The organism is Streptomyces sp. 6N223, assembly GCF_052246635.1.
Classification (GTDB): domain Bacteria; phylum Actinomycetota; class Actinomycetes; order Streptomycetales; family Streptomycetaceae; genus Streptomyces.
On record NZ_JBQQCA010000005.1, the window covers coordinates 76847 to 100046 of the forward strand.

General features: G+C 72.4%; 18 protein-coding genes. 15 read left to right on the forward strand and 3 right to left on the reverse strand.

Annotated elements, in window-relative coordinates:
- The first annotated feature begins 7 nt into the window (after positions 1-7).
- On the forward strand, positions 8-1321 hold the full coding sequence (locus ACTWQH_RS05715; RefSeq protein ID WP_443285225.1) for a geranylgeranyl reductase family protein: 1314 nt from the start codon (positions 8-10) through the stop codon (positions 1319-1321).
- Positions 1322-1359: 38 nt separating this feature from the next.
- Here ACTWQH_RS05715 and ACTWQH_RS05720 read toward each other — a convergent pair whose 3' ends face one another.
- From ACTWQH_RS05720 to ACTWQH_RS05730, 3 genes are all read right to left on the reverse strand, one after another.
- Positions 1360-4224 carry an AfsR/SARP family transcriptional regulator gene (locus ACTWQH_RS05720; protein WP_443285226.1) on the reverse strand — a complete coding sequence of 955 codons (2865 nt, stop codon included), beginning with the start codon at positions 4222-4224 and terminating at the stop codon, positions 1360-1362.
- A 153-nt stretch (positions 4225-4377) separates the two neighbouring features.
- Complete coding sequence (locus ACTWQH_RS05725; RefSeq protein ID WP_443285227.1) at positions 4378-5232, reverse strand: C40 family peptidase; 855 nt, start codon at positions 5230-5232, stop codon at positions 4378-4380.
- Positions 5233-5528: 296 nt separating this feature from the next.
- Complete coding sequence (locus tag ACTWQH_RS05730) at positions 5529-6311, reverse strand: sulfite exporter TauE/SafE family protein (RefSeq protein ID WP_443285228.1); 783 nt, start codon at positions 6309-6311, stop codon at positions 5529-5531.
- Positions 6312-6653: 342 nt separating this feature from the next.
- Between ACTWQH_RS05730 and ACTWQH_RS05735 the strand changes: the two genes are divergently transcribed.
- From ACTWQH_RS05735 to nuoN, 14 genes are all read left to right on the forward strand, one after another.
- Positions 6654-7013, forward strand: coding sequence for an NADH-quinone oxidoreductase subunit A (locus ACTWQH_RS05735; RefSeq protein ID WP_443285229.1), 360 nt, complete (start codon positions 6654-6656; stop codon positions 7011-7013).
- A gap of 61 nt (positions 7014-7074) precedes the next feature.
- Entirely contained in the window at positions 7075-7629 is a 555-nt protein-coding gene (locus ACTWQH_RS05740) for a NuoB/complex I 20 kDa subunit family protein (protein ID WP_443285230.1), read from the forward strand.
- A gap of 85 nt (positions 7630-7714) precedes the next feature.
- Positions 7715-8449, forward strand: coding sequence for an NADH-quinone oxidoreductase subunit C (locus ACTWQH_RS05745; protein ID WP_443285231.1), 735 nt, complete (start codon positions 7715-7717; stop codon positions 8447-8449).
- Positions 8449-9783, forward strand: coding sequence for an NADH-quinone oxidoreductase subunit D (locus ACTWQH_RS05750; RefSeq protein WP_443285232.1), 1335 nt, complete (start codon positions 8449-8451; stop codon positions 9781-9783). Before ACTWQH_RS05745 ends, ACTWQH_RS05750 begins: the two co-directional genes overlap by 1 nt.
- Positions 9784-9830: 47 nt before the next feature.
- Entirely contained in the window at positions 9831-10688 is an 858-nt protein-coding gene (nuoE, locus tag ACTWQH_RS05755; protein WP_443285328.1) for an NADH-quinone oxidoreductase subunit NuoE, read from the forward strand.
- Entirely contained in the window at positions 10681-12036 is a 1356-nt protein-coding gene (gene nuoF, locus ACTWQH_RS05760) for an NADH-quinone oxidoreductase subunit NuoF (RefSeq protein ID WP_443285233.1), read from the forward strand. The genes nuoE and nuoF overlap by 8 nt, the downstream gene beginning before the upstream one ends.
- Positions 12033-14732 (forward strand): NADH-quinone oxidoreductase subunit G, encoded by a 2700-nt coding sequence (locus tag ACTWQH_RS05765; protein ID WP_443285234.1) that lies wholly within the window; start codon positions 12033-12035, stop codon positions 14730-14732. Before nuoF ends, ACTWQH_RS05765 begins: the two co-directional genes overlap by 4 nt.
- Positions 14732-16117 carry an NADH-quinone oxidoreductase subunit NuoH gene (gene nuoH / locus ACTWQH_RS05770; RefSeq protein WP_443285235.1) on the forward strand — a complete coding sequence of 462 codons (1386 nt, stop codon included), beginning with the start codon at positions 14732-14734 and terminating at the stop codon, positions 16115-16117. The genes ACTWQH_RS05765 and nuoH overlap by 1 nt, the downstream gene beginning before the upstream one ends.
- On the forward strand, positions 16110-16823 hold the full coding sequence (nuoI, locus tag ACTWQH_RS05775; RefSeq protein WP_443285236.1) for an NADH-quinone oxidoreductase subunit NuoI: 714 nt from the start codon (positions 16110-16112) through the stop codon (positions 16821-16823). Before nuoH ends, nuoI begins: the two co-directional genes overlap by 8 nt.
- On the forward strand, positions 16823-17725 hold the full coding sequence (locus tag ACTWQH_RS05780; protein WP_443285237.1) for an NADH-quinone oxidoreductase subunit J: 903 nt from the start codon (positions 16823-16825) through the stop codon (positions 17723-17725). Before nuoI ends, ACTWQH_RS05780 begins: the two co-directional genes overlap by 1 nt.
- Positions 17722-18021, forward strand: coding sequence for an NADH-quinone oxidoreductase subunit NuoK (nuoK, locus tag ACTWQH_RS05785; RefSeq protein ID WP_443285238.1), 300 nt, complete (start codon positions 17722-17724; stop codon positions 18019-18021). Before ACTWQH_RS05780 ends, nuoK begins: the two co-directional genes overlap by 4 nt.
- 14 nt (positions 18022-18035) lie before the next feature.
- On the forward strand, positions 18036-19931 hold the full coding sequence (gene nuoL / locus ACTWQH_RS05790) for an NADH-quinone oxidoreductase subunit L (RefSeq protein WP_443285239.1): 1896 nt from the start codon (positions 18036-18038) through the stop codon (positions 19929-19931).
- A 6-nt stretch (positions 19932-19937) separates the two neighbouring features.
- On the forward strand, positions 19938-21554 hold the full coding sequence (locus ACTWQH_RS05795) for an NADH-quinone oxidoreductase subunit M (protein WP_443285240.1): 1617 nt from the start codon (positions 19938-19940) through the stop codon (positions 21552-21554).
- Positions 21547-23151, forward strand: a complete 1605-nt coding sequence (gene nuoN / locus ACTWQH_RS05800; protein WP_443285241.1) for an NADH-quinone oxidoreductase subunit NuoN — start codon at positions 21547-21549, stop codon at positions 23149-23151. The genes ACTWQH_RS05795 and nuoN overlap by 8 nt, the downstream gene beginning before the upstream one ends.
- Positions 23152-23200: the final 49 nt, after the last annotated feature.

Sequence of the window (23200 nt, forward strand, 5' to 3'; positions counted from 1 at the left end):
ACCACTGATGGGAGCGCCGACCGTGGCCGAGACCGTCTCCTCAGAAGCAGCCGCGTCAGAAACAGCCGATGTGATCGTCGTGGGGGCCGGACCGGCTGGGTCCACGGCCGCGTACCACCTCGCCCAGGCGGGTCTTGACGTGCTGCTGCTGGAGAAGACCGCGTTCCCCCGCGAGAAGGTGTGCGGCGACGGCCTCACCCCGCGCGCCGTCAAGGAACTCGTCGCCATGGGCATCGACGTGTCGGAGGAGGCGGGCTGGCTGCGCAACAAGGGCCTGCGCATCATCAGCGGCTCGCAACGCCTCGAACTGGACTGGCCGCAGCTCGCGGCGTACCCCGACTACGGGCTGGTCCGCAAGCGCGACGACTTCGACGAGCAGCTCGCCCGGCAGGCGGAGAAGGCGGGCGCGCGGCTGCACGAGCTGTGCAACGTCGGCGGGCCGGTGCGGGACGAGCGCACCGGGCGGATCGTGGGCGTCACGGCCAGGCTGGGCGAGGAGAAGCGGCAGGTGACCTTCCGCGCCCCGGTCGTCGTCGCCGCCGACGGCAACTCCTCGCGCCTGTCCCTCGCCATGGGCCGCCACCGCGACGAGGGCCGCCCGATGGGCGTGGCGGTGCGGACGTACTTCACCACCCCGCGGCACGACGACGACTACCTGGAGTCCTGGCTGGAGCTGTGGGACCGGCGCGGCGGGCGGGAGCGGCTGCTGCCGGGGTACGGCTGGGTCTTCGGCATGGGCGACGGCACCTCCAACGTCGGGCTCGGCGTGCTCAACAGCTCGCCCGCCTTCCGCGACCTGGACTGGCGCGAGGTGCTGCGGACCTGGTGCGCGGGGATGCCGGAGGACTGGGGCTTCACGCCCGAGAACATGACGGGCCCGATCCGGGGCGCGGCGCTGCCCATGGCGTTCAACCGCAAGCCGCACTACGCGCGCGGGCTGATGCTGATCGGCGACGCGGGCGGGCTGGTGAACCCCTTCAACGGCGAGGGCATCGCGTACGCCATGGAGTCGGGCCGCATCGCCGCCGAGGTCGTGGGCCAGGCCGTGCCGCGCCAGTCCCCGGCCCAGCGCGAGCTGGCGCTGCGCCTGTACCCGAAGATCCTGCGCGACACCTACGGCGGCTACTACACCCTGGGCCGGGCGTTCGTGCGCCTGATCGGCAACCCGAAGGTGATGAGGCTCGCGGCGGAGCGGGGGCTGAGCCACCCGGTGCTGATGCGCTTCCTGCTGAAGCTGCTGGCCAACCTGACGGACCCGACCGGCGGCGACGCGACGGACCGGGTCATCAACGGGCTGGCGAAGGTCGCGCCCAGGTCGTAGGGGCGGGCCGGGGCAGGGACGGGGCGGGGCGGGCCGGTTCAGGGGCCCGCCGAGCCGCCGAGGCGGTCGCGGACCCGGTCGGCGTCGGGGTGGTCGAGGGCTTCGAGGATGTCCAGGGCCTGTTGCCAGGCGTGGCGGGCGGCCTGGGCGTTGCCGGTCTCCTGGTGGGCGTCGCCGAGGCCGAGGAGGATCTCGGCTGGCTCGTAGCGGTAGCCCGTCCCGTCGTACAGCGCGAGGGCGCGCCGGTAGCAGGCGATGGCCTCGGCGTGGTTGCTCAGCTGGTGGTGGGCGTGGGCCAGGGTGTCCCAGGTGGTGGCCTCGCCGCGCGGGTCGTCGATGTGCCGGTGCAGCCCGAGGGCCCGCTCGCACAGGTCGATGGCCTCCCGGCTCTCGCCGAGGAGGCTGAGGGTCCAGGCGAGGTCGTTCAGCCCGCGGGCGATACCGCCCCGGTCGCCGGTCGTCTCGTAGAGCCGCAGGGCGTGGCGTCCGTGGACCAGCGCCTCGCGGTGGCGGCCCTGGGCGTCCAGCGCCCAGCCGATGCTCTGGTGCGCGCGGGCCTGGCCGTGGGCGTCGGCGAGCGCCGTGAACAGGGCCAGCGCGCGCTCGAAGCGGGCGCGGGCGTCGTCGTGGTGGCCCAGATACATCAGGGCCCCGGCCAGCCCCATGTGGGAGTGGGCCAGTCCGAGGCGGTCGTCCAGGCGTTCGGCGGCGGCGACGGCGATGCGCTGGGCGGCGAGGTTGTCGTGGTGGTGTCCGTAGCGGGCGAAGAAGAAGTGCGCCAGGGTCCAGGCCAGTTGCCAGGCGTGTGCGTCGAAGCCGGAGGCGGCGGCGCGGTGGATGGCGGCGAGCACCGCGGGATGCTCCGCGGTGAACCAGGCCAACGCCTGCCGGCCGTCGGCGAGGCGGGTGGCGCCGGCGTGGGGGACGGGCGCGGGCACGCCGATCGGGGTCCGCGCCGGGTCGAAGAGCGTCGCCGCCCGGTGGGCGGTGTGGAGGTAGTGGTCCAGCAGGCGGTGGAGGGCCGCGCGCCGCCCGGCGTCCGGCTCGTGCGCGCGGGCCTGCTCGGTGGCGTACGCCCGCAGCAGGTCGTGGAGGGTGAAGCGGCCGGGGGCCCGCTCGGTGATCAGGTGGGCGCGGGTCAGCTCGGCCAGCAGGGGCCGCACGGCGGTGGCGGTGTCGCCGAGTAACGCGGCGGCGGCATCGTGGGAGACGTCGGGGCCCGGGTGGATGCTCAGCAGCCGGAAGAGGCGGACGGCCTGCGGGCTCAGGGCGCGGTAGGACCAGGAGAAGACCGCGCGGAGGTTGGCGGCCAGCTCGCCCGCGTCGAGGGCGTCCAGGCGGGTGGCGTCCTCGCGCAGCTCCTGGGCGAGCCGGGAGAGGGGCAGGCCGGGGCGCATGGCGGCGCGGGCGGCGATGATGCCCAGCGCCAGGGGCAGCCCGGCGCAGTGGTCCAGCAGGCCGTCGGCGGCGTGCGGCTCGGCCTCAAGGCGGTCGGCGCCGAGATGGCGCGTGAGGAGCTGGCGGCCCTCGGCGGGGGTGAGGGTGTCCAGGGCGAGGGGGCGGGCGCCGTGGGCGGCGACGAGGGCGGGCAGCTGGTGGCGGCTGGTGACCAGGACCGCGCAGGAGGAGCCGCCCGGCAGCAGGGGCGCGACCTGGGCGGAGTCGCGGGCGTTGTCGAGCAGGATCAGCATCCGCCGGTCCGCCACGAGGCTGCGGTAGAGCGCGGCCTGCGCGTCGGGGTCGGTGGGGACGGCGGCGGGGTCGTCGGCGAGGACGTCGAGGAAGCCGCGCACGGCGGCGGTGGGCAGGAGGGGCTCGTCGGTCGGGTCGAAGCCGCGGAGGTTGACGTAGAGCTGGCCGTCGGGGAACGCCTCAAGGCGCCGGTGGGCCCAGTGCAGGGCCAGCCAGGTCTTGCCGATGCCGCCGGAGCCGCCGATCGCCGAGACGACGACGGTGCCGGGGGAGGCGGCCAGGTGGGCGTCAAGGGCGGCGAGCTCGCGGGCGCGGCCGGTGAAGAGCGGGGGCGGGGCGGGGAGCTGGCGCGGCACCGCCGGGGCGGCGGGCGTGGGGGGTCGTGTGGCCTCGGCGACCTCGGCGGCCGGGGCGGCGGGCGTGGCGATGGGAGCGGCCGGGCCGGGCGGGGCGGGCGGCTCGGGGTCGGCGGCGGCCGTGGCGGTGCCGCTGAGGATGTCGTGGTGCAGGCGCCTCAGGTCCGGGCTGGGGTCGGCGCCGAGCTCGTCGGCCAGGCGGTGACGGAGGCGTTCGTAGTGGTCCAGCGCGTCCGCCTGCCGGCCGCTGCGGTAGAGGGCGAGGATGAGCTGGCCCGCCAGGCGCTCGTCGAGCGGCCAGGCGCGGGCGAGCGTGTCGAGCTCGGGCAGCAGGGCGGCGTGGTCGCCGAGCCGCAGCCGCACGTCGTTCAGGTCCAGGCGGGCGGCGTGCCGCTCGGTGTGGAGGGCGTGCCGGGTGCCGGCGAACCACGGGGTGTCGGCGTCGGCGAACGGCTCGCCGCGCCACAGGGCGAGGGCCCGAGCGAACAGGCCGGCGGCCCGGGCGTCGTCGTCGTCGCCGCGGGCCCGCACCAGCAGGCGGCGGAAGGCGTGCAGGTCCACGGCGTCCGCGTCCAGCTCGACGGCGTACCCGCCCGGGCGGCGCTCGATGCCGCACCCGGGCGCGGCGGTCAGGGCGGCGCGCAGCCGGGAGAGGTAGCTGCGCAGCGTGCCCCGCGCGCCCTGCGGCGGCTTCTGCCCCCACACCCGGTCCACGAGCTGGTCCGGGGCGAGGGGGAGGTTGGCGTCGACGAGGAGCGCGGCGAGCACGAGCCGCTGCCGCGCCGGCCCGAGGTCCACCTCGCGGTCGTCCACGCGCGCCGCTATCCCACCGAGCAGCCGGAACTCGATCCCCAACCCTGACGCCTCCCTTGTCCATGACGCCCGAGTCGACGTGGGAGTTCAACGAAACATCAGCCTATCTCCCGCTCTGCGTGCGGGCGGGGACTTTTCGCGATGCGAGACGGCTGCGGGACGGGGCGGGACGGCCGGGCGAGGGGGGCGTTCGCCTCACATGACGCGCACGGCCCCCGAGGGCGGGTCCCAGTCGAGGGTGCGCTCGACGACGCCGGTGGAGGAGTTCTGCGCGCCGATGTAGGCGCCGTCGCCCGTGTAGATCGCGACGTGGTAGGCGCTGCCCGCGCCGCCCCAGTAGAGGATGTCGCCGGGCTGGATCGCGTCGAGCGATATCTGTGTCCCGGCCACGGACTGCTCGGCGGCGGTGCGCGGCAGGGAGACGCCGACGGAGGCGAACGCGGACTGGACCAGGCTGGAGCAGTCCCAGGCGTCCGGGCCGGTGGAGCCGAGGGCGTAGCCGTCGCCGAGCTGGCCGAGCACGTAGCCGACCACGCCCGAGGCGCCCGTGCCGGCGGCGGTGGGCGCGGGCGCGGCCTCGGCGTCGGCGGCGGCACGGGCCTCGGCCTCGGCCTCCGCCTCGGCGGCCTGCTGGGCCTCGCGGGCCGCCTCGGCGGCCGCCGCCGCGGCGGCGCGGCGCTCCTCGCGCTCGCGGCGCTCGGCCGCGTCGGCCTGCGCCTCCTCGATGGCCCGCTGCTGGGCGGTCTCGACGGCCTGGCGGGCCCCCGCCTCGGTGGCGTAGTCCTGGGTGGCTACGGCGGCGCGGCTGGGGTCGAGCACCTCGTTCAGCTCGTTCAGCGCGTTCAGCGCCGGGAGTTCGGCGGTGGTCTCGGTGTCCGCACGGCCCTGCTGGGCGGCGACGGCGGGGCCGGTGGCCTGGGCGGTCACGGCCACGGTGCCGACGACTCCGGACAGCAGGCCGCCGCGGATCAGCCGGTTGGTACGCGGCTGGCGCGGCTTGCGGTGCCTGCCCCGGGTGGCGGCTCGGTCTCGGTCATGAATCGGGGACATGGGAGTCCTGGCTACCAGCAGGCCCCGGTTGAACTCAATTGGTGTGGTATGCGCCACAGTGAGCGTGTACGCGACAAAATAACGGGCTGTTTGTCTGGTATGACGCTTCGCGTCGTCGCCGAGCGAAGTCGATCTTTCATGCCGTTGTGGGGTTGTGTCCTGCACGGTGTCCGGATTGTCGCTCACCGGCCCGCCGCCTAGCATCCGGCGGCCGTCCGTTCAATGTTGCCGTCTCGTTACCGGAGAGCGCAGTGGGATACATCACGCTCAGGTCACGGCCCGCGTCACGCTCGGCCCTACGCCCACCACTGGTCGTAGGCGAGCCGCACGACCAGTGCCGTGACCACCACCAGCAGCACCACGCGGACGAAACCGCTGCCCCGCCTGAGCGCCATCCGGGCCCCCGCCCAGCCGCCCGCCATGTTGAAGACGGCCATGAGGGGAGCCAGCTGCCACAGCACCGTGCCCGCGAGGGAGAAGACCGCCAGTGCGCCCAGGTTTGTGCCGACATTCACGACCTTCGCCGTGGCCGAGGCGGTCAGCATGTCCAGGTGCAGCAGCGCGACCAGGCCGATGACGAGGAAGGTGCCCGTCCCCGGCCCGAGCAGGCCGTCGTAGAAGCCGATGCCGACGCCGATCACCAGCAGCGCGGCCACCGCCCGCCGGCGGGAGGGCGTACCCCCGGCCGCGGCGGTGCCGAAGCGCGGGCGGAGGACGACGAACGCCGCCACCGCGAGCAGCAGCACCATGATCAGCGGCTGCAGCACCTCCTTGTCGACCGCTGATGCAAACGCCGCCCCGCCCGCCGACGCCGCCGCCGCGAGCCCGGCGATGCGCAGCGCCCGCCGCAGGTCGAGCGGCGCGGTGCGGGCGTAGGTGACGGCCGCCATCGTGGTGCCGGTGACGGCGACGGCCTTGTTGGTGCCCAGGGCGTAGGTGGGCGGCTGGTCGGCGGGGAGCCCGATGAGCAGGGCGGGGAGCAGCAGCAGCCCGCCGCCGCCCACGACCGCGTCGATCCAGCCCGCCATGGCGGCCGCGAGGCACAGCAGCACCGCCGTCGTGATGGTTATGTCGGCCACGGAACGGCACGCTAGCCGCGTCCGGCGCCGCCGCGTTTCGGGTGCGAATTTGCTCGGTGGCAGTATGGAGTGCTAGACGGAGCGTCCGGCGGGGCGGGCGCGTTCGACGCCGCGTCGCCGCGCCGACACGGTGCGCGGCGTCGCGTTCGCACGGCCCAGGCGGCACCGCGCGGCCCCCGGCAACGGGTGGGAGAGATCACAGACGTGAAAGGGGACCCCGTGTCGAACGTCACAAGGCCAGGGGCATAGGATGCACCCAGCCTTGTGAACTGACTCACATAGCGATGATCTTGAAGCGGTCGTCGTGCCGGCAGTCGCCGTTGACTGGAAGGAGCGAGGTGCGTGAACACGTACGTTCCCATCCTCGTGCTGGGTGCCCTCGGGCTTGCCTTTGCCGTCTTCTCCTTGGTCGCCGCAGCCCTGATCGGCCCAAAGCGCTACAACCGGGCCAAGCTCGAGGCCTACGAGTGCGGCATCGAGCCGACCCCGCAGCCCGCGGGCGGCGGGCGCTTCCCGGTGAAGTACTACCTCACGGCGATGCTATTCATCGTCTTCGACATCGAGATCGTCTTTCTCTACCCCTGGGCCGTGCACTTTGATTCCCTCGGGATGTTCGGGCTCCTGGAGATGCTCGTCTTTGTCGGCCTGATCGGTGTTGCGTACGCCTATGATTGGCGACGGGGAGGCCTCGAATGGGACTGAGACCGCGGGAAAAGGAAAAAGAAAGAGCAGAGACAGAGGCAGAGAAAGAGGGGACACTCTGATGGGTCTCGAAGAGAAGCTTCCCAGCGGATTTCTGCTCGACACCGTGGAAAACCTGGCCGGGCTGGCCCGGAAGTCGTCGGTCTTCCCGGCCACCTTCGGCCTCGCCTGCTGCGCCTTCGAGATGATGACCTCCGGCGCCGGCCGGTACGACCTGGCCCGGTTCGGCATGGAGGTCTTCCGCGGCTCCCCCCGTCAGGCCGACCTCATGATCGTCGCGGGCCGCGTGAGCCAGAAGATGGCGCCGGTGCTCCGGCAGGTGTACGACCAGATGCCCAATCCGAAATGGGTCATCTCGATGGGCGTGTGCGCCTCGTCCGGCGGCATGTTCAACAATTACGCCATCGTGCAGGGCGTCGACCACGTCGTGCCGGTCGACATCTATCTTCCGGGCTGCCCGCCGCGCCCCGAAATGCTGATGGACGCCATTCTCAAGCTGCACGCGAAGATCCGCGAGGAGAAGCTCGGCATCAACCGCGAGCAGGCCGCCCGCGAGGCGGAGGAGGCCGCGCGGAAGGCTCTTCCGACGATCGAGATGAAGGGGCTCCTCCGATGAGGTGCGCCGGCGCTGGGCGCGCGACCCCGAGCGGCGGGCGGAGCCTCCAGGTTCGGCAGGCTCACCGTGGACGAAGGAGGTTGCCGTGAGCGACGCGCAGCGTGACTCCGTGAACGGGAACACAAGCACAAACGGGACACCCGCCCAGCGGGGCGATGCCGGCGAGGCCATCGCGCGCCGCCGCGGCATGTTCGGCGCGAACAACGGCGGCGACACCTCCGGGTACGGCGGGCTGCGGCGCACCGTCCGCATGCCCGGCCAAAGCGCGCGCCCGTACGGCGGGTACTTCGACGAGGTCGCCGACGAGCTCGAAGGCGCCCTGGAGGAGCAGGGGACCGACCCCGACCAGGCGATCGAGAAGGTCGTGATCGACCGGGGCGAGATGACCCTCCACATCGCCCGCGAGCACCTGCCCCGGGTCGCCCGCACGCTGCGCGACGACCCCGCGCTCCGCTTCGAGCTGTGCACGGGCGTCAGCGGCGTTCACAACCCCGCCGACACCGGCCGCGAGCTGCACGCCGTCTACCACCTGCGCTCGCTGACCCACGGCCGCGTCATCCGGCTGGAGGTCAGCGCCCCCGACGCCGACCCGCACGTCCCGTCGATCGTCGACGTCTACCCCACCAACGACTGGCACGAGCGCGAGACCTACGACTTCTTCGGACTCGTCTTCGACGGCCACCCCGCGCTGACGCGGATCCTCATGCCGGACGACTGGCAGGGCTTCCCGCAGCGCAAGGACTACCCCCTGGGCGGCATCCCCGTCGAGTACAAGGGCGCCCAGATCCCGGCTCCCGACCAGCGGAGGTCGTACAGCTGATGTCCACCACGCACTCCACGCCGCCCGCGGGGACCCGCGAGACCACCGAGGGCACGGTCTACACCGTCACCGGCGGCGACTGGGACGAGGTCGTACGCGCCGCCGCCGCCTCCGACGACGAGCGGATCGTCGTCAACATGGGCCCGCAGCACCCCTCCACCCACGGCGTGCTGCGGCTCATCCTGGAGATCGACGGCGAGACCGTGACCGAGGCCCGCGCCGGCATCGGGTACCTCCACACCGGCATCGAGAAGGGCCTGGAGTACCGCACCTGGACCCAGGGCACCACCTTCGTCACGCGCATGGACTACCTCACCTCGTTCCACAACGAGGCGGCGTACTGCCTGGGCGTGGAGCAACTGCTCGGCATCACCGACGACGTCCCCGACCGGGCCAGCGTCATCCGGGTGCTGCTGATGGAGCTCAACCGCATCTCCTCCCACCTGGTGGCCATCGCCACCGGCGGCATGGAGCTGGGCGCCACGACGCTCATGATCTACGGCTTCCGCGACCGCGAGATGGTCCTCGACCTCTTCGAGCTCATCTCCGGCCTGCGCATGAACCACGCCTACATCCGCCCCGGCGGCCTCTCCCAGGACCTGCCGCCCGGCGCCCTCGACGCGCTGCGCGACTTCGTCGCCAGGTTCCGCAAGAACCTCCCCGAGTACGACAAGCTCGCCACCCACAACCCCGTCTTCAAGGGCCGCCTGCAGGACGTCGCCTACCTCGACCTCGCGGGCTGCCTCGCGCTCGGCGCGACCGGCCCCATCCTCCGCGCCGCCGGACTCCCGCACGACCTGCGCAAGTCCGACCCCTACTGCGGCTACGAGACGTACGACTTCGAGGTGCCCACCACCGACACCTGCGACGCCTACGGCCGCTACCTGCTGCGCGTCGAGGAGATGCACCAGTCGGTGCGCATCATCGAGCAGTGCCTCGACCGCCTCGAACCCGGCCCGGTGATGGTCGCCGACAAGAAGATCGCCTGGCCCGCGCAGCTCGCCCTCGGCCCCGACGGCCTGGGCAACTCGCTCGACCACATCAAGAACATCATGGGCACCTCCATGGAGGCCCTCATCCACCACTTCAAGCTGGTGACCGAGGGCTTCAGGGTGCCGCCCGGCCAGGTCTACGCCGTCGTCGAGTCGCCCAAGGGCGAGCTGGGCGTCCACATGGTCAGCGACGGCGGCACCCGCCCCTACCGGGTCCACTTCCGTGACCCCTCCTTCACCAACCTCCAGACCATAGCGGCGATGTGCGAGGGCGGCATGGTGGCCGACGTCATCGTCGCGATTGCGTCGATCGATCCCGTGTTGGGAGGCGTTGACCGGTGAGCGACGTCAACAGCGCCAACGGCGCCGGCAGCGGCGTACACCTGGGCATGCCCCAGCTGCCCGCCCCCGAGTACCCGCCCGAGGTGCGTGAGCGGCTGGAGCCCGACGCGCGCGAGATCATCGCGCGCTACCCGGACAGCCGCTCCGCCCTGCTGCCGCTGCTCCACCTGGTGCAGTCCGAGGAGGGGCACGTCACGCGCACCGGCATGGCGTTCTGCGCCGAGATGCTGGGCCTGACCACCGCCGAGGTCACGGCCGTGTCCACCTTCTACTCGATGTACCGGCGCAAGCCGTCGGGCGACTACCAGGTCGGGGTCTGCACCAACACCCTGTGCGCGGTCCTCGGCGGCGACGAGATCTTCGCCGCCCTCCAGCGCCACCTCGGCATCGGCAACGGCGAGACCACCGAGGACGGCAAGGTCACGCTGGAGCACATCGAGTGCAACGCCGCCTGCGACTTCGCGCCCGTGGTCATGGTCAACTGGGAGTTCTTCGACAACGCCACGCCGGAGTCCGCCCGGCGGCTCGTCGACGACCTGCGCGCCGGCCGCGAGGTCGCCCCCACCCGGGGCGCGCCGCTGTGCGACTTCAGGAAGACCGCCCGCATCCTCGCCGGCTTCCCCGACGAACGCCCCGAAGCGGTCGCCGCCGGCGGCAGCGCGGGCCCTGCCTCGCTGGCCGGCCTCCGGCTCGCCAAGGGCGCGGCGCAGGCCGGCGCACGCCCCGGCGCGGACGCCCGGACGGACCGCCCCGGCGGCCCGCCGGCCGGGCGGCAGGCCGGCTACCCCACCGACCAGCCGCCGCCGCAACACCCCAGCTCCCACGACGCGCCGCTGCCGAGCTCGGACTCCGACCCGCACCACCCGGCCGGGCCGATCACCGAGCGGACCGAGGAGGGTGAGTGACGCCGTGACCGACGACAAGCTCAACGAGACGAGCCCGGAGAAGCTGCTCGCGCCGGTGCTGTCGTCCTTCTGGGACGACCCCCGCTCCTGGACCCTCGACGTCTACCGCGCCAACGGCGGCTACCGCGCCCTGTCCAAGGCGCTGGCCATGCCGCCCGACGACGTCATCGCGTACGTCAAGGACGCCGGCCTGCGCGGCCGCGGCGGCGCGGGCTTCCCCACCGGCATGAAGTGGCAGTTCATTCCGCAGGGCGACGACAAGCCGCACTACCTCGTCGTCAACGCCGACGAGTCCGAGCCGGGCACCTGCAAGGACATCCCGCTGCTCTTCGCCAACCCCCACTCCCTCATCGAGGGCATCGTCATCGCCTGCCACGCGATCCGCTCCGACCACGCCTTCATCTACCTGCGCGGCGAGGTCGTGCCCGTGCTGCGCCGCCTGCACACCGCCGTCGCCGAGGCGTACGCCGCCGGATACCTCGGCAAGGACGCGCTCGGCCCCGGCAAGGACCTCACCCTCACCGTGCACGCGGGCGCCGGCGCGTACATCTGCGGCGAGGAGACGGCGTTGCTCGACTCCCTGGAGGGCCGCCGCGGCCAGCCGCGCCTGCGGCCGCCCTTCCCCGCCGTCGCCGGCCTGTACGCCTGCCCCACCGTGGTGAACAACGTCGAGTCCATCGCCTCGGTTCCCGCCATCATCGACCGGGGCAAGGAGTGGTTCCGCTCCATGGGCAGCGAGAAGTCCCCCGGCTTCACGCTCTACTCCCTCTCCGGCCACGTCGCCAACCCCGGCCAGTACGAGGGGCCGCTCGGCATCACCCTCCGCGAGCTGCTCGACCTCTCCGGCGGGATGCGGCCCGGCCACCGCCTGAAGTTCTGGACCCCCGGCGGCTCCTCCACCCCGATGCTCACCGACGAGCACCTCGACGTGCCGCTGGACTACGAGGGCCTCATGGGCGCCGGATCCATGCTCGGCACCAAGGCGTTGCAGTGCTTCGACGAGACCACGTGCGTGGTGCGCGCCGTGACCCGCTGGACCGAGTTCTACGCCCACGAGTCCTGCGGTAAGTGCACCCCCTGCCGCGAGGGCACCTACTGGCTCGTCCAGCTCCTGCGCGACATCGAGGCGGGCAAGGGCCTGCTCAGCGACATCGACAAGATCGCCGACATCGCCGACAACGTCAACGGCAAGTCGTTCTGCGCCCTCGGCGACGGCGCCGCCGCCTGCATCACCTCCTCGCTGACCCACTTCCGCGAGGAGTACGAGCGGCACATCACCGAACGTGGCTGCCCGTTCGACCCCGCCCGCTCCACCGTGTGGGCCGACACCCTGGAGGTGAACGCATGACGGTCACCACCGAGGCCACCCCCTCGGGTGGACAGGCGGTGCCGCCCGAGGACCTGGTCACGCTGACCATCGACGGCATCGAGATCTCCGTGCCCAAGGGCACCCTGGTGATCCGCGCCGCCGAGCAGCTCGGCATCGAGGTCCCGCGCTTCTGCGACCACCCGCTGCTGGACCCGGCCGGCGCCTGCCGCCAGTGCATCGTCGAGGTCGAGGGCCAGCGCAAGCCCATGGCCTCCTGCACCATCACCTGCACCGACGGCATGGTGGTCCGCACCCAGCTCACCTCCGCCGTCGCCGAGAAGGCGCAGCGCGGCGTGATGGAGCTGCTGCTGATCAACCACCCGCTGGACTGCCCCGTCTGCGACAAGGGCGGCGAGTGCCCCCTGCAGAACCAGGCCATGTCCGCCGGCGAACCCGAGACCCGCTTCGAGGGCCGCAAGCGGACCTTCGACAAGCCGGTGCCGATCTCGCCCCAGGTGCTGCTGGACCGCGAGCGGTGCGTGCTGTGCGCGCGCTGCACCCGCTTCTCCGACCAGATCGCGGGCGACCCGATGATCGAGCTGCTGGAGCGCGGCGCGCTCCAGCAGGTCGGCACCGGCGAGGGCGACCCCTTCGAGTCGTACTTCTCCGGCAACACCATCCAGATCTGCCCCGTCGGCGCCCTGACCTCGGCGGCGTACCGATTCCGCTCCCGGCCCTTCGACCTCACCTCCTCGCCCAGCGTCTGCGAGCACTGCGCCGGCGGCTGCGCCACCCGCACCGACCACCGGCGCGGCAAGGTGATGCGGCGGCTGGCCGCCGAGGACCCCGAGGTCAACGAGGAGTGGATCTGCGACAAGGGCCGCTTCGCGTTCCGCTACGCGCAGGGGCCCGACCGGCTGTCGACGCCGCTGGTGCGCAACGCCGACACCGGCGAGCTGGAGCCCGCGAGCTGGCCCGAGGCGCTGCTGGCGGCGGCCGAGGGCCTGGCGGCGGCGAGGGCCGGGTCGGGCGCGGCGGTGCTGACGGGCGGGCGGCTGACGGTCGAGGACGCCTACGCCTACGCCAAGTTCGCGCGCGTCGCGCTCGGCACGAACGACATCGACTTCCGCGCGCGCGCCCACTCCGCCGAGGAGGCGGCGTTCCTCGCCTCGCACGTCGCGGGCGAGGGCGTCGACCTGGACGGCGGCGGCGTCACGTACGCCGCGCTGGAGGCCGCGCCCGCCGTGCTGCTCGTCGGCTTCGAGTCCGAGGAGGAGGCCCCCGGCGTCTTCCTGCGGCTGCGCAAGGCCAACCGCAAGAAGGGGCTGAAGGTCTTCTCGCTGGCCACGCACGTCAGCCGGGGCCTGGCCAAGACCGCCGGCACGCTGCTGCCCGCGGCGCCGGGCACGGAGCCACAGTGGCTGGACGCGCTGGCCGCTGCCGCCGCGTCGGACACCGGCGCCTTCGGCGCGGTGTCGCGCGGCGCGGCGGCGGGCCCGGGGCCCGTGCCGGGTGCCGTGGCCGGTGGCACGTCGGCCGCGGCCCACGGCCCAGGCGCGGAGCGCCGGGCCGCACGGGCCGTCGCGGCCCCCGGCACCGGCGACGCCGGGCCGGGTACGGACGCCGCCACGGTCGAGGCGCGTGGCCGCGCAGCGGCCGAGGCGCTGCGGGAGCCCGGCGCGCTGATCCTGCTCGGAGAGCGCCTCGCGGCCGTGCCCGGGGCGTACACCGCGGCCGTGGCCGCCGCGACCGCCCTCGGGGCGCGGCTGGTGTGGATCCCGCGCCGGGCCGGGGAGCGCGGCGCGCTGGAGGCCGGCGCGCTGCCGGGGCTGCTGCCCGGCGGGCGGCCGGAGTCCTCGCCCGCGGCCCGCCGCGAGATCGCCGCCGCCTGGGGCGTGGCCGCGCTGCCCGAGCGGGCCGGCCGCGACACCGGCGAGATCATCGAGGCCGCGGCGGGCGGCGAGCTGGCCGCGCTGGTCGTCGCCGGCGTCGAGATCGCCGACCTGCCCGACCCCGCCCGCGCCCGCGCCGCCCTCGACGCGGTCGCCCGGGACGGCTTCCTGCTCAGCCTGGAGCTGCGGCCCTCGGAGGTCACCGAGCGCGCCCACGTGGTGCTGCCGGTGGCCGCCGCCGCGGAGAAGGACGGCACCTTCCTCAACTGGGAGGGCCGGGCCCGGCCGTTCGCCGCCGCCATCAAGCCCGACCAGGTGACGCGGCGTCACGTCCAGTCCGACGCGCGGGCGCTCCACATGCTGGCCGACGCCATGGACGTCCACCTCGGCCTGCCCGACGTGTACACGCTCCGCCGCGAGCTGGACGGCCTGGCCGAGTGGACCGGCGAGCTGCCGCTCGGCCCGACCGCCACCCCCGGCGCCCTGCCGCGGCCCGGCGCGGGCGAGGCCGTGCTCGCCGGGCACCGGCTGCTGCTGGACCGGGGCGTGATGCAGGAGGGCGACGAGGCGCTTGCGGGGACGCGGCACGCGGGCGACGCCGTCGCCCGGGTCTCGGCCGCCACCGCCGAGGAGAACGGGTTCGCCGACGGCGCCGAGGTCGCCGTCACCGGCCCGTCCGGCGGCTCGGTGCGGCTGCCGCTCGCGGTGACCCGCGAGATGCCCGACCGGGTGGTGTGGCTGCCGCTGAACTCCGTCGGCGGCGGGGTCTACGACGACCTCGGGGCCGTGCCGGGCCAGTTGGTCACGCTGGCGCGGGCCCGTAGCGAGGAGGTACAGGCGTGATGCCCACGGAGGCGCTCGCGCAGGAAGCGGACCTGTCGATGTTCGGGCAGGACCCCTTCTGGCTGATCGTGCTCAAGGCGGTGTTCGTCTTCGCCTTCATCATGCTCACGGTGCTGATCAGCATCGTGATGGAGCGCAAGGTGCTCGGCTGGATGCAGCTGCGCATCGGCCCCAACCGCCACGGCCCCTGGGGCATGCTCCAGTCGCTGGCCGACGGCATCAAGCTGATGCTGAAGGAAGACGTCATCGTCAAGGGCGCCGACAAGCCGGTGTACATCCTGGCGCCCGTCCTGGCGGTGGTCCCGGCGTTCATGGCGTTCGCCGTGATCCCCTTCGGCCCGGCGGACGACCCCGTCAGCATCTTCGGCACCGAGACCGTGCTCCAGCTGACCGACCTGCCGGTGGCGCTGCTGTACGTGCTGGCGACCTCCGCCATCGCCGTCTACGGCACGGTGCTGGCCGGCTGGTCCTCCAACTCGACCTACCCGCTGCTGGGCGGGGTGCGGGCGACGGCCCAGATCATCTCCTACGAGGTGGCGATGGGCCTGTCCTTCGCGGCGGTCTTCCTCTACTCCGGCTCGATGTCCTCCTCGGCCATCGTCGCCGAGCAGGAGGACCGGTGGTTCGTGATCCTGCTGCCGGTCTCGTTCATCATCTACATGATCACGATGGTGGGCGAGGCGCACCGGCCCCCGTTCGACATGCCCGAGTCCGAGGGCGACCTGGTCGGCGGGTACCTCACCGAGTACTCGTCGATCAAGTTCGCCTTCTTCATGATGGCGGAGTACATCCACACCGTCACGGTCTCCGCCCTGATGGTGACGCTCTTCCTCGGCGGCTGGCGCGCGCCCGCGCCGCTCAGCTTCTGGGAGGGCGCCAACTCCGGCTGGTGGCCGATGCTGTGGTTCACCGCCAAGCTCGTGGCCTGCATCTTCTTCTTCGTGTGGATCCGCGGCACGCTGCCGCGGGTGCGCTACGACCAGCTGATGGTGCTGGGCTGGAAGGTTCTCATCCCCATCGCGCTGGTCTGGCTGATGCTCGTGGCCGCCGTCCGCGCCATGCAGAACGAGGACTACGGCTTCCGCGACATCGTGCTCTACGTCAGCGGCGGCGTGCTCGCGCTGCTGCTGATCTCCTTCGTCGTGGACGTCTTCCGCGACCGCGCCGAGCGGCAGCGCGAGGAGGCCGAGACCGCCGAGGCCGCGGCCAAGCCGTTCGACCCGATGGCCGGCGGCTACCCCGTGCCGCCGCTGCCCGGGCAGACGCTGCCACCGGTGCCCAGGCGCCCCTCCCGCGCCGAGAAGGTCGTGGCGGGCGCGCCGGCACCGACCGAGGAACGACAGAACGGACAGGACCGAAAGGGGGGAGGAGTCGACGATGCCTGAGTTCCACAATCCGCTCGCCGGGTTCGGCGTGACCTTCCGCGCCATGTTCAAGCGGCGGCTCACCGAGCAGTACCCGGAGCAGAAGAAGCCGACGGCGCCCCGCTTCCACGGCCGCCACCAGCTCAACCGTCACCCGGACGGCCTGGAGAAGTGCATCGGCTGCGAGCTGTGCGCCTGGGCCTGCCCGGCCGACGCCATCTACGTGGAGGGCGCGGACAACACCGAGGAGGAGCGTTACTCCCCGGGCGAGCGCTACGGCCGCGTCTACCAGATCAACTACCTGCGCTGCATCCTGTGCGGCCTGTGCGTCGAGGCGTGCCCCACGCGGGCGTTGACCATGACCAACGAGTACGAGCTGGCCGACCGCACCCGCGAGTCGCTGATCTACACCAAGGAGCAGCTGCTGGCGGGCCTGGAGGAGGGCATGGTCGAGGCGCCGCACGCCATGTACCCGGGGACGGACGAGCAGTCCTACTACCGGGGCGAGGTGACGGCCGCCGCCCCGGGCACGGTGCGCCAGACGCCGACCTCGCGCGGGGAGGAGTGGCCCACCGGCCGGGAGCCGGTCGACGAGACCGACGCCCTCGCCGCGGCGGCCTCGCTCCGCGACCCCGCGGGCGCCCACCACGGCGAGGCACCCCACGAGCGGGGCGCCGACGGGCGTTCGTCCTCCCCGGGCTCCGGCTCCACCCCGGAGGTGCCCTGATGAGCGGCCTTGCCACCCTCGCCGCGGAGACCTCGACCTCCCAGGGAGAGGCCGCGCAGTTCTGGATCCTCGCCCCGCTCGCCGTCGCCGGCGGGCTCGGCACCGTGCTGATGCGCCGCGCGGTCCACTCCGCGCTCTGCCTGGCCGGGACGATGGTGCTGCTGGCGCTGTTCTACCTCGCCAACGGCGCGTACTTCCTCGGCGTGGTGCAGATCGTCGTCTACACCGGCGCGGTCATGATGCTCTTCCTCTTCGTGCTGATGCTCGTCGGCGTCAGCGCGACCGACTCCCTGAAGGAGACGCTGAAGGGGCAGCGCTGGCTGGCCGCCGGATGCGGCCTCGGACTCGGCATCCTGCTGATCGCCGGGATCGGCCAGGCCTCCATCGGCTCCTTCACCGGCCTGGACGAGGCCAACGCCGACGGCAACGTGCAGGGCCTGGCCTCGCTGCTCTTCACGCGGTACGTGGTCGCGTTCGAGGTGACGGGCGTCCTGCTCACCATCGCCGCCGTCGGGGCCACGCTGCTGACCCACCGCGAGCGCATCGAGCGCAACAAGACGCAGCGCGAGCAGGCCGAGGCCCGCGTCCGCGAGGGCAAGCAGGTCCCGCCGCTGCCCGCGCCCGGCGTGTACGCCCGGCACAACGCTGTGGACATCCCCGGCATGCTGCCCGACGGCTCCCCGTCCGAGCTGACCATCAACGCCACGCTGCGCAAGCGCGGCCAGGTCCGCGAGGTCCACCGCGAGGCAGTCAGGGACGTCGCCGCCCTGGAGCAGCGCACCGCCCGCTACCACGGCCAGACCCCGCCCAAGGCCCTCGGCACCGGCCGGAACGGCGCGGCGGTGAACGGCGCGGAGAGCGGCGGCGGCAACGAGAACGAGGCGGAGGAGGCCCGCCAGTGAACCCCGCGAACTACGTCTACCTCGCCGCCCTGCTCTTCACCCTCGGCGCCTGCGGCGTGCTGCTGCGGCGGAACGCCATCGTCGTCTTCATGTGCGTCGAGCTGATGCTGAACGCCGCCAACCTGGCACTCGTGGCGTTCTCCCGCATGCACGGCAACCTCGACGGCCAGATCATGGCGTTCTTCGTCATGGTGGTGGCCGCCGCCGAGGTCGTGGTGGGTCTCGCGATCATCGTGATGCTCTACCGCTCCCGCCACTCGGCCTCGGTCGACGACGCCAGCCTGATGAAGCTGTAAGGGGAAAGACACCCGTGGAGTCACTGATCGGACTGCTGCTCGCGCCACCGCTCCTCGGCGCCGCCCTGCTCCTCACCGGCGGGCGGCGCCTGGACCGCGTGGGGCACTGGATCGGCGTCCTCATGGCCGCCGCGTCGTTCGTCATCGGCGCCGTCCTCTTCTTCGACATGCTCGGCCGGGACGGCGAGGAACGCGCCCTCCACCAGCACCTGTTCAGCTGGGTGCCGGTCGAGGGCTTCCAGGCGGACGTGGCGTTCCAGCTGGACCAGCTCTCGATGACCTTCGTGCTGCTGATCACCGGCGTCGGCGCGCTGATCCACCTCTACTCGGTCGGCTACATGGAGCACGACGAGCGCCGCCGCCGCTTCTTCGGCTACCTGAACCTCTTCCTCGCCGCCATGCTCCTGCTGGTGCTGGCCGACAACTTCCTCCTGCTGTACGTCGGCTGGGAGGGCGTCGGCCTCGCCTCCTACCTGCTGATCGGCTTCTGGCAGCACAAGCCGAGCGCGGCGACGGCGGCGAAGAAGGCGTTCATCGTCAACCGCGTCGGCGACGCGGGGCTGGCCATCGCGATCTTCCTGATGTTCACCACCTTCGGCAGCTTCGCCTTCGCCGAGGTGTTCCCGAACGCCACGTCCACCAGCGAGGCCACCCTCACCGGCATCGGGCTGATGCTGCTGCTCGCCGCCTGCGGCAAGTCCGCGCAGGTGCCGCTCCAGTCCTGGCTCGGCGACGCCATGGAGGGCCCGACCCCCGTCTCGGCCCTCATCCACGCCGCCACCATGGTGACCGCGGGCGTCTACCTCGTGACCCGCTCCGGCGCGGTCTTCAACGCCGCACCCGACGCGCAGACCGTCGTCATCACCGTCGGCGCGGTCACGCTCCTCTTCGGTGCGATCGTCGGTTGCGCCAAGGACGACATCAAGAAGGCCCTGGCCGGCTCGACCATGTCGCAGATCGGCTACATGATGCTGGCCACCGGCCTCGGCCCGCTCGGGTACGTCTTCGCCATCATGCACCTGGTCACCCACGGCTTCTTCAAGGCCGGGCTCTTCCTCGGCGCCGGGTCGGTCATGCACGGCATGAACGACGAGGTCGACATGCGGCGTTACGGCGGGCTGCGCAAGCACATGCCGGTCACCTTCGTCACCTTCGGGCTGGCCTACCTGGCGATCATCGGCTTCCCGTACCTGTCCGGCTTCTTCTCCAAGGACGAGATCATCTACGCCGGGTTCTCCAAGGGCGGCACCGAGGGCTGGGTGCTGGGCGGCGTGATGCTGCTGGGCGCCGCGCTGACGGCGTACTACATGACGCGGATCATGCTGCTGACCTTCTTCGGCGAGAAGCGCTGGCAGCCCGACGCCCAGGGCCACGAGCCGCACCCGCACGAGTCCCCGGCCGTCATGACGATCCCCATGATCGTCCTGGCCGTCGGCTCTCTCGCCGCGGGCTTCGTCTTCGACGCGGGCGAGCGCTTCGTCCACTGGCTGGAGCCGGTCACGAGCCTGGCCCACGGCCACTCGCCGGTCAGCCACGGCGAGGTGTCGATCGCCGCGACCGGCGTGATGATCCTCGGCGTGGCCGGGGCCTGGTTCCAGTACGGCCGCCGCCCGGTGCCGGCCGTCGCGCCCGCGGCGAGCTTCCCGGTCCGCGCCGCCCGGCGCGACCTGCTCCAGGACGACTTCAACCACGCGGCGTTCGTCCAGCCCGGCACCTACCTCACCCGCGGCCTGGTCTACGTCGATCACAAGCTCGTCGACGGCGCGGTCAACGGCACCGCCGCCACCTTCGGCGGGCTCTCCGGGCGGCTGAGGCGAGTCCAGAACGGATTCGCCCGCTCCTACGCGGTCTCGATGTTCGGCGGCGCGGCCCTGCTGGTCGCCGCGACCCTGCTGATGAGGGCGGTCTGATCTGACATGTCGTTTCCCCTGCTGACGGCCACGGCCCTGACGCCCGCGATCGGCGCCATCGCCACCGCCGCCGTGCCCGCCGCGCGCCGCGAGGCCGCCAAGTGGCTGGCGCTGCTGTTCTCGCTCGCCACCGCCGGCTTCGCCGCCGCCGTGCTGCTGCGCTTCGACACCGGCGACGGCGCCGCCCGCTACCAGCTCACCGAGTCCCGCGCCTGGATCGAGGACTTCGGGGTCCGCTACGAGCTGGGCGTCGACGGCATCGGCGTCGCCCTGATCGCGCTCACGGCGTTGATGATCCCCTTCCTCATCGGCGCCGGCTGGAACGACGCCGACCCGAAGGAGGAGGAGACACAGGCGACCCGGCGCTGGCGGCCCACCCAGGGCTTCTTCGCGCTGATCCTCATGGTCGAGGCGATGGTCATCATGTCCTTCGCCGCCACCGACGTCTTCCTCTTCTACATCTTCTTCGAGGCGATGCTCATCCCGCTGTACTTCCTCATCGGCGGGTTCGGGGACCGCGCGGGGGAGCAGGACGAGGAGGGGCAGGCGCGGCAGCGGACGTACGCCGCCGTGAAGTTCCTGCTGTACAACCTCGTCGGCGGGCTGATCATGCTGGCCGCCGTCATCGGCCTGTACGTCGTCACCGCCGACCAGATGGACGCCGGGACGTTCTCGCTCCAGGCCATCACCGAGGCCCGCGCCTCCGGCCAGCTGGACATGGCCACCGACGTCGAACGCTGGCTGTTCCTCGGCTTCTTCGTGGCGTTCGCCATCAAGGCGCCGCTGTGGCCGGTCCACACCTGGCTGCCCAACGCCATGGGCGAGTCGACCGCGCCGGTGGCGGTGCTCATCACGGCCGTGGTCGACAAGGTCGGCACCTTCGCCATGCTCCGCTTCTGCCTCGGCCTCTTCCCCGAGGCCAGCGACTGGGCGACCCCGGTGGTCATCACCCTCGCCCTGGTCAGCATCGTCTACGGGGCGCTGCTGGCGATCGGGCAGCGCGACATGAAGCGGCTGATCGCGTACGCCTCGATCAGCCACTTCGGCTTCATCATCATGGGCGTCTTCGCCATGACCAGCCAGGGACAGAGCGGCGCCACCCTCTACATGATCAACCACGGGGTGGCGACGGCCGCGCTGATGCTGGTCGCCGGGTTCCTCATCTCGCGGCGCGGCTCGCGGCTCATCGCCGACTACGGCGGCGTGCAGAAGACCGCGCCCGTGCTGGCCGGGACCTTCCTCGTCGGCGGCCTGGCCACGCTCTCGCTGCCCGGCACCGGCCCGTTCGTCAGCGAGTTCCTCGTCCTGGTCGGCACCTTCAGCCGCTACCAGGTGGCCGGCATCATCGCCGTCTCCGGCATACTGCTGGCCGCGCTGTACGTGCTGATCCTGTACCAGCGCACCATGACCGGGCCGGTGAAGGCGGGCTTGGAGAAGCTCCCCGACCTGCGCGTCCGTGAACTCGCCGTGGTGGCACCGCTGATCGGGCTGCTGATCTTCCTCGGCGTCTATCCGAAGCCGCTGACCGACATCGTCAACCCGGCCGTCGAGCACACCCTCTCCGACGTCGGCAAGACCGATCCTGAACCCCAGGTTCCCGTGGAGGCGGGCAGCAATGAATGATCTCCAGGCCCCGGACATCGAGTGGGTCGCGCTCTCCCCGAGCCTGATCGTCTTCGGCGCCGCCATCATCGGCGTGCTGATCGAGGCGTTCGCGCCCCGCTCGGTCCGCTACGTCTCCCAGACGCTGCTCACCGGCCTGGCCATGGCCGGGGCCTTCGCCGCCGTGGTCGCCCTGGCCGCCGGTGACCGCGCCACCAGCGAGTCGGAGGTCGCGGGCATGGGCGCGATCGCCGTGGACGGGCCCGCGCTGTTCCTCCAGGGCGTGATCCTGCTCGTCGGGCTCGTCTCGGTCTTCCTCTTCGCCGAGCGGCGCCTGGAACCCGCCGACGACGGCGGCCGGCCGGTGGACTCCTTCGCCGCCCAGCCCGCGGCGGTGCCGGGCGGTCCGGCGGAGCAGGAGGCGGTGAAGGCCGGCCACACGACGACCGAGATCTTCCCCCTCCTCCTCTTCGCCGTCGGCGGCATGCTGCTCTTCCCCGCCGCCAACGACCTGCTGATGCTCTTCATCGCGCTCGAGGTGCTGTCGCTGCCGCTGTACATGCTGTGCGCCCTGGCGCGCAGGCGGCGGCTGCTGTCGCAGGAGGCGGCGATGAAGTACTTCCTGCTCGGCGCCTTCGCCTCGGCGTTCACGGTCTTCGGCATCGCGCTGCTCTACGGCTACGCCGGGACGGTGTCGTACGCCGGGATCTCGGACGTGATCAGCGGCGAGCCGGCGATGCTGGACCCGGGGCTCGCCTCGACGATGGGCAACGACTCGCTGCTGCTGATCGGCGGCGCCATGGTGCTGATGGGGCTGCTGTTCAAGGTCGGCGCGGTGCCGTTCCACATGTGGACCCCGGACGTGTACCAGGGCGCGCCGACGCCGGTGACCGGCTTCATGGCGGCGGCGACCAAGGTGGCGGCGTTCGGCGCGATGCTGCGGCTGCTGTACGTGGTGCTGCCGGGCATGCGCTGGGACTGGGAGCCGGTGCTGTGGGGCGTGGCCATCGCGTCGATGGTGGCGGGCGCGGTCATCGCCATCACGCAGACGGACGTGAAGCGGCTGCTGGCGTACTCGTCGATCGCGCACGCCGGCTTCATCCTGGCCGGTGTCGTCGCCGTGACCCCGGACGGCGTCTCGTCCGTCCTCTTCTACCTGGCGGCGTACTCCTTCGTGACGCTGGGCGCCTTCGCGGTGGTGACGCTGGTGCGGGACGCCGGGGGCGAGGCCACGCACCTGTCGAAGTGGGCGGGGCTGGGGCGGCGTTCGCCGCTGCTGGCGGCGGTCTTCGCGCTGTTCCTGCTGGCCTTCGCGGGCATCCCGCTGACCTCCGGCTTCGCCGGGAAGTTCGCGGTCTTCCGGGCGGCGGCGGACGCGGGGGCGGTCGGTCTTGTGATCGTCGGCGTGCTGGCGTCGGCGGTGGCGGCGTTCTTCTACGTGCGCGTCATCGTGCTGATGTTCTTCAGCGAGCCGAAGCCGGAGGGGCCGTCGGTGGTGATCCCGAGCCCGCTGACCACGACGGTGGTGGGCCTGGCCGCGGCGGTCACGATCGTGCTGGGCGTCGCGCCGCAGTACTTCCTGGACCTGGCGAGCGACGCGGGCGTCTTCGTGCGGTGATGTGCTGAAGTGCGGTGAAGCCGAGGGACGTTTGGCCCCGTGGGGTCAA

What these genes read in the sequence shown, in the direction of transcription:
- ACTWQH_RS05715 (WP_443285225.1), top strand. Translation starts at nt 8, where the DNA reads ATGGGAGCGCCGACCGTGGCCGAGACCGTCTCCTCAGAAGCAGCCGCG.
- ACTWQH_RS05725 (WP_443285227.1), bottom strand. Translation starts at nt 5,232, where the DNA reads ATGTCCCCGATTCATGACCGAGACCGAGCCGCCACCCGGGGCAGGCAC.
- ACTWQH_RS05740 (WP_443285230.1), top strand. Translation starts at nt 7,075, where the DNA reads ATGGGTCTCGAAGAGAAGCTTCCCAGCGGATTTCTGCTCGACACCGTG.
- ACTWQH_RS05750 (WP_443285232.1), top strand. Translation starts at nt 8,449, where the DNA reads ATGTCCACCACGCACTCCACGCCGCCCGCGGGGACCCGCGAGACCACC.
- nuoE (WP_443285328.1), top strand. Translation starts at nt 9,831, where the DNA reads ATGCCCCAGCTGCCCGCCCCCGAGTACCCGCCCGAGGTGCGTGAGCGG.
- ACTWQH_RS05765 (WP_443285234.1), top strand. Translation starts at nt 12,033, where the DNA reads ATGACGGTCACCACCGAGGCCACCCCCTCGGGTGGACAGGCGGTGCCG.
- nuoH (WP_443285235.1), top strand. Translation starts at nt 14,732, where the DNA reads ATGCCCACGGAGGCGCTCGCGCAGGAAGCGGACCTGTCGATGTTCGGG.
- nuoI (WP_443285236.1), top strand. Translation starts at nt 16,110, where the DNA reads ATGCCTGAGTTCCACAATCCGCTCGCCGGGTTCGGCGTGACCTTCCGC.
- ACTWQH_RS05780 (WP_443285237.1), top strand. Translation starts at nt 16,823, where the DNA reads ATGAGCGGCCTTGCCACCCTCGCCGCGGAGACCTCGACCTCCCAGGGA.
- ACTWQH_RS05795 (WP_443285240.1), top strand. Translation starts at nt 19,938, where the DNA reads ATGTCGTTTCCCCTGCTGACGGCCACGGCCCTGACGCCCGCGATCGGC.
- nuoN (WP_443285241.1), top strand. Translation starts at nt 21,547, where the DNA reads ATGAATGATCTCCAGGCCCCGGACATCGAGTGGGTCGCGCTCTCCCCG.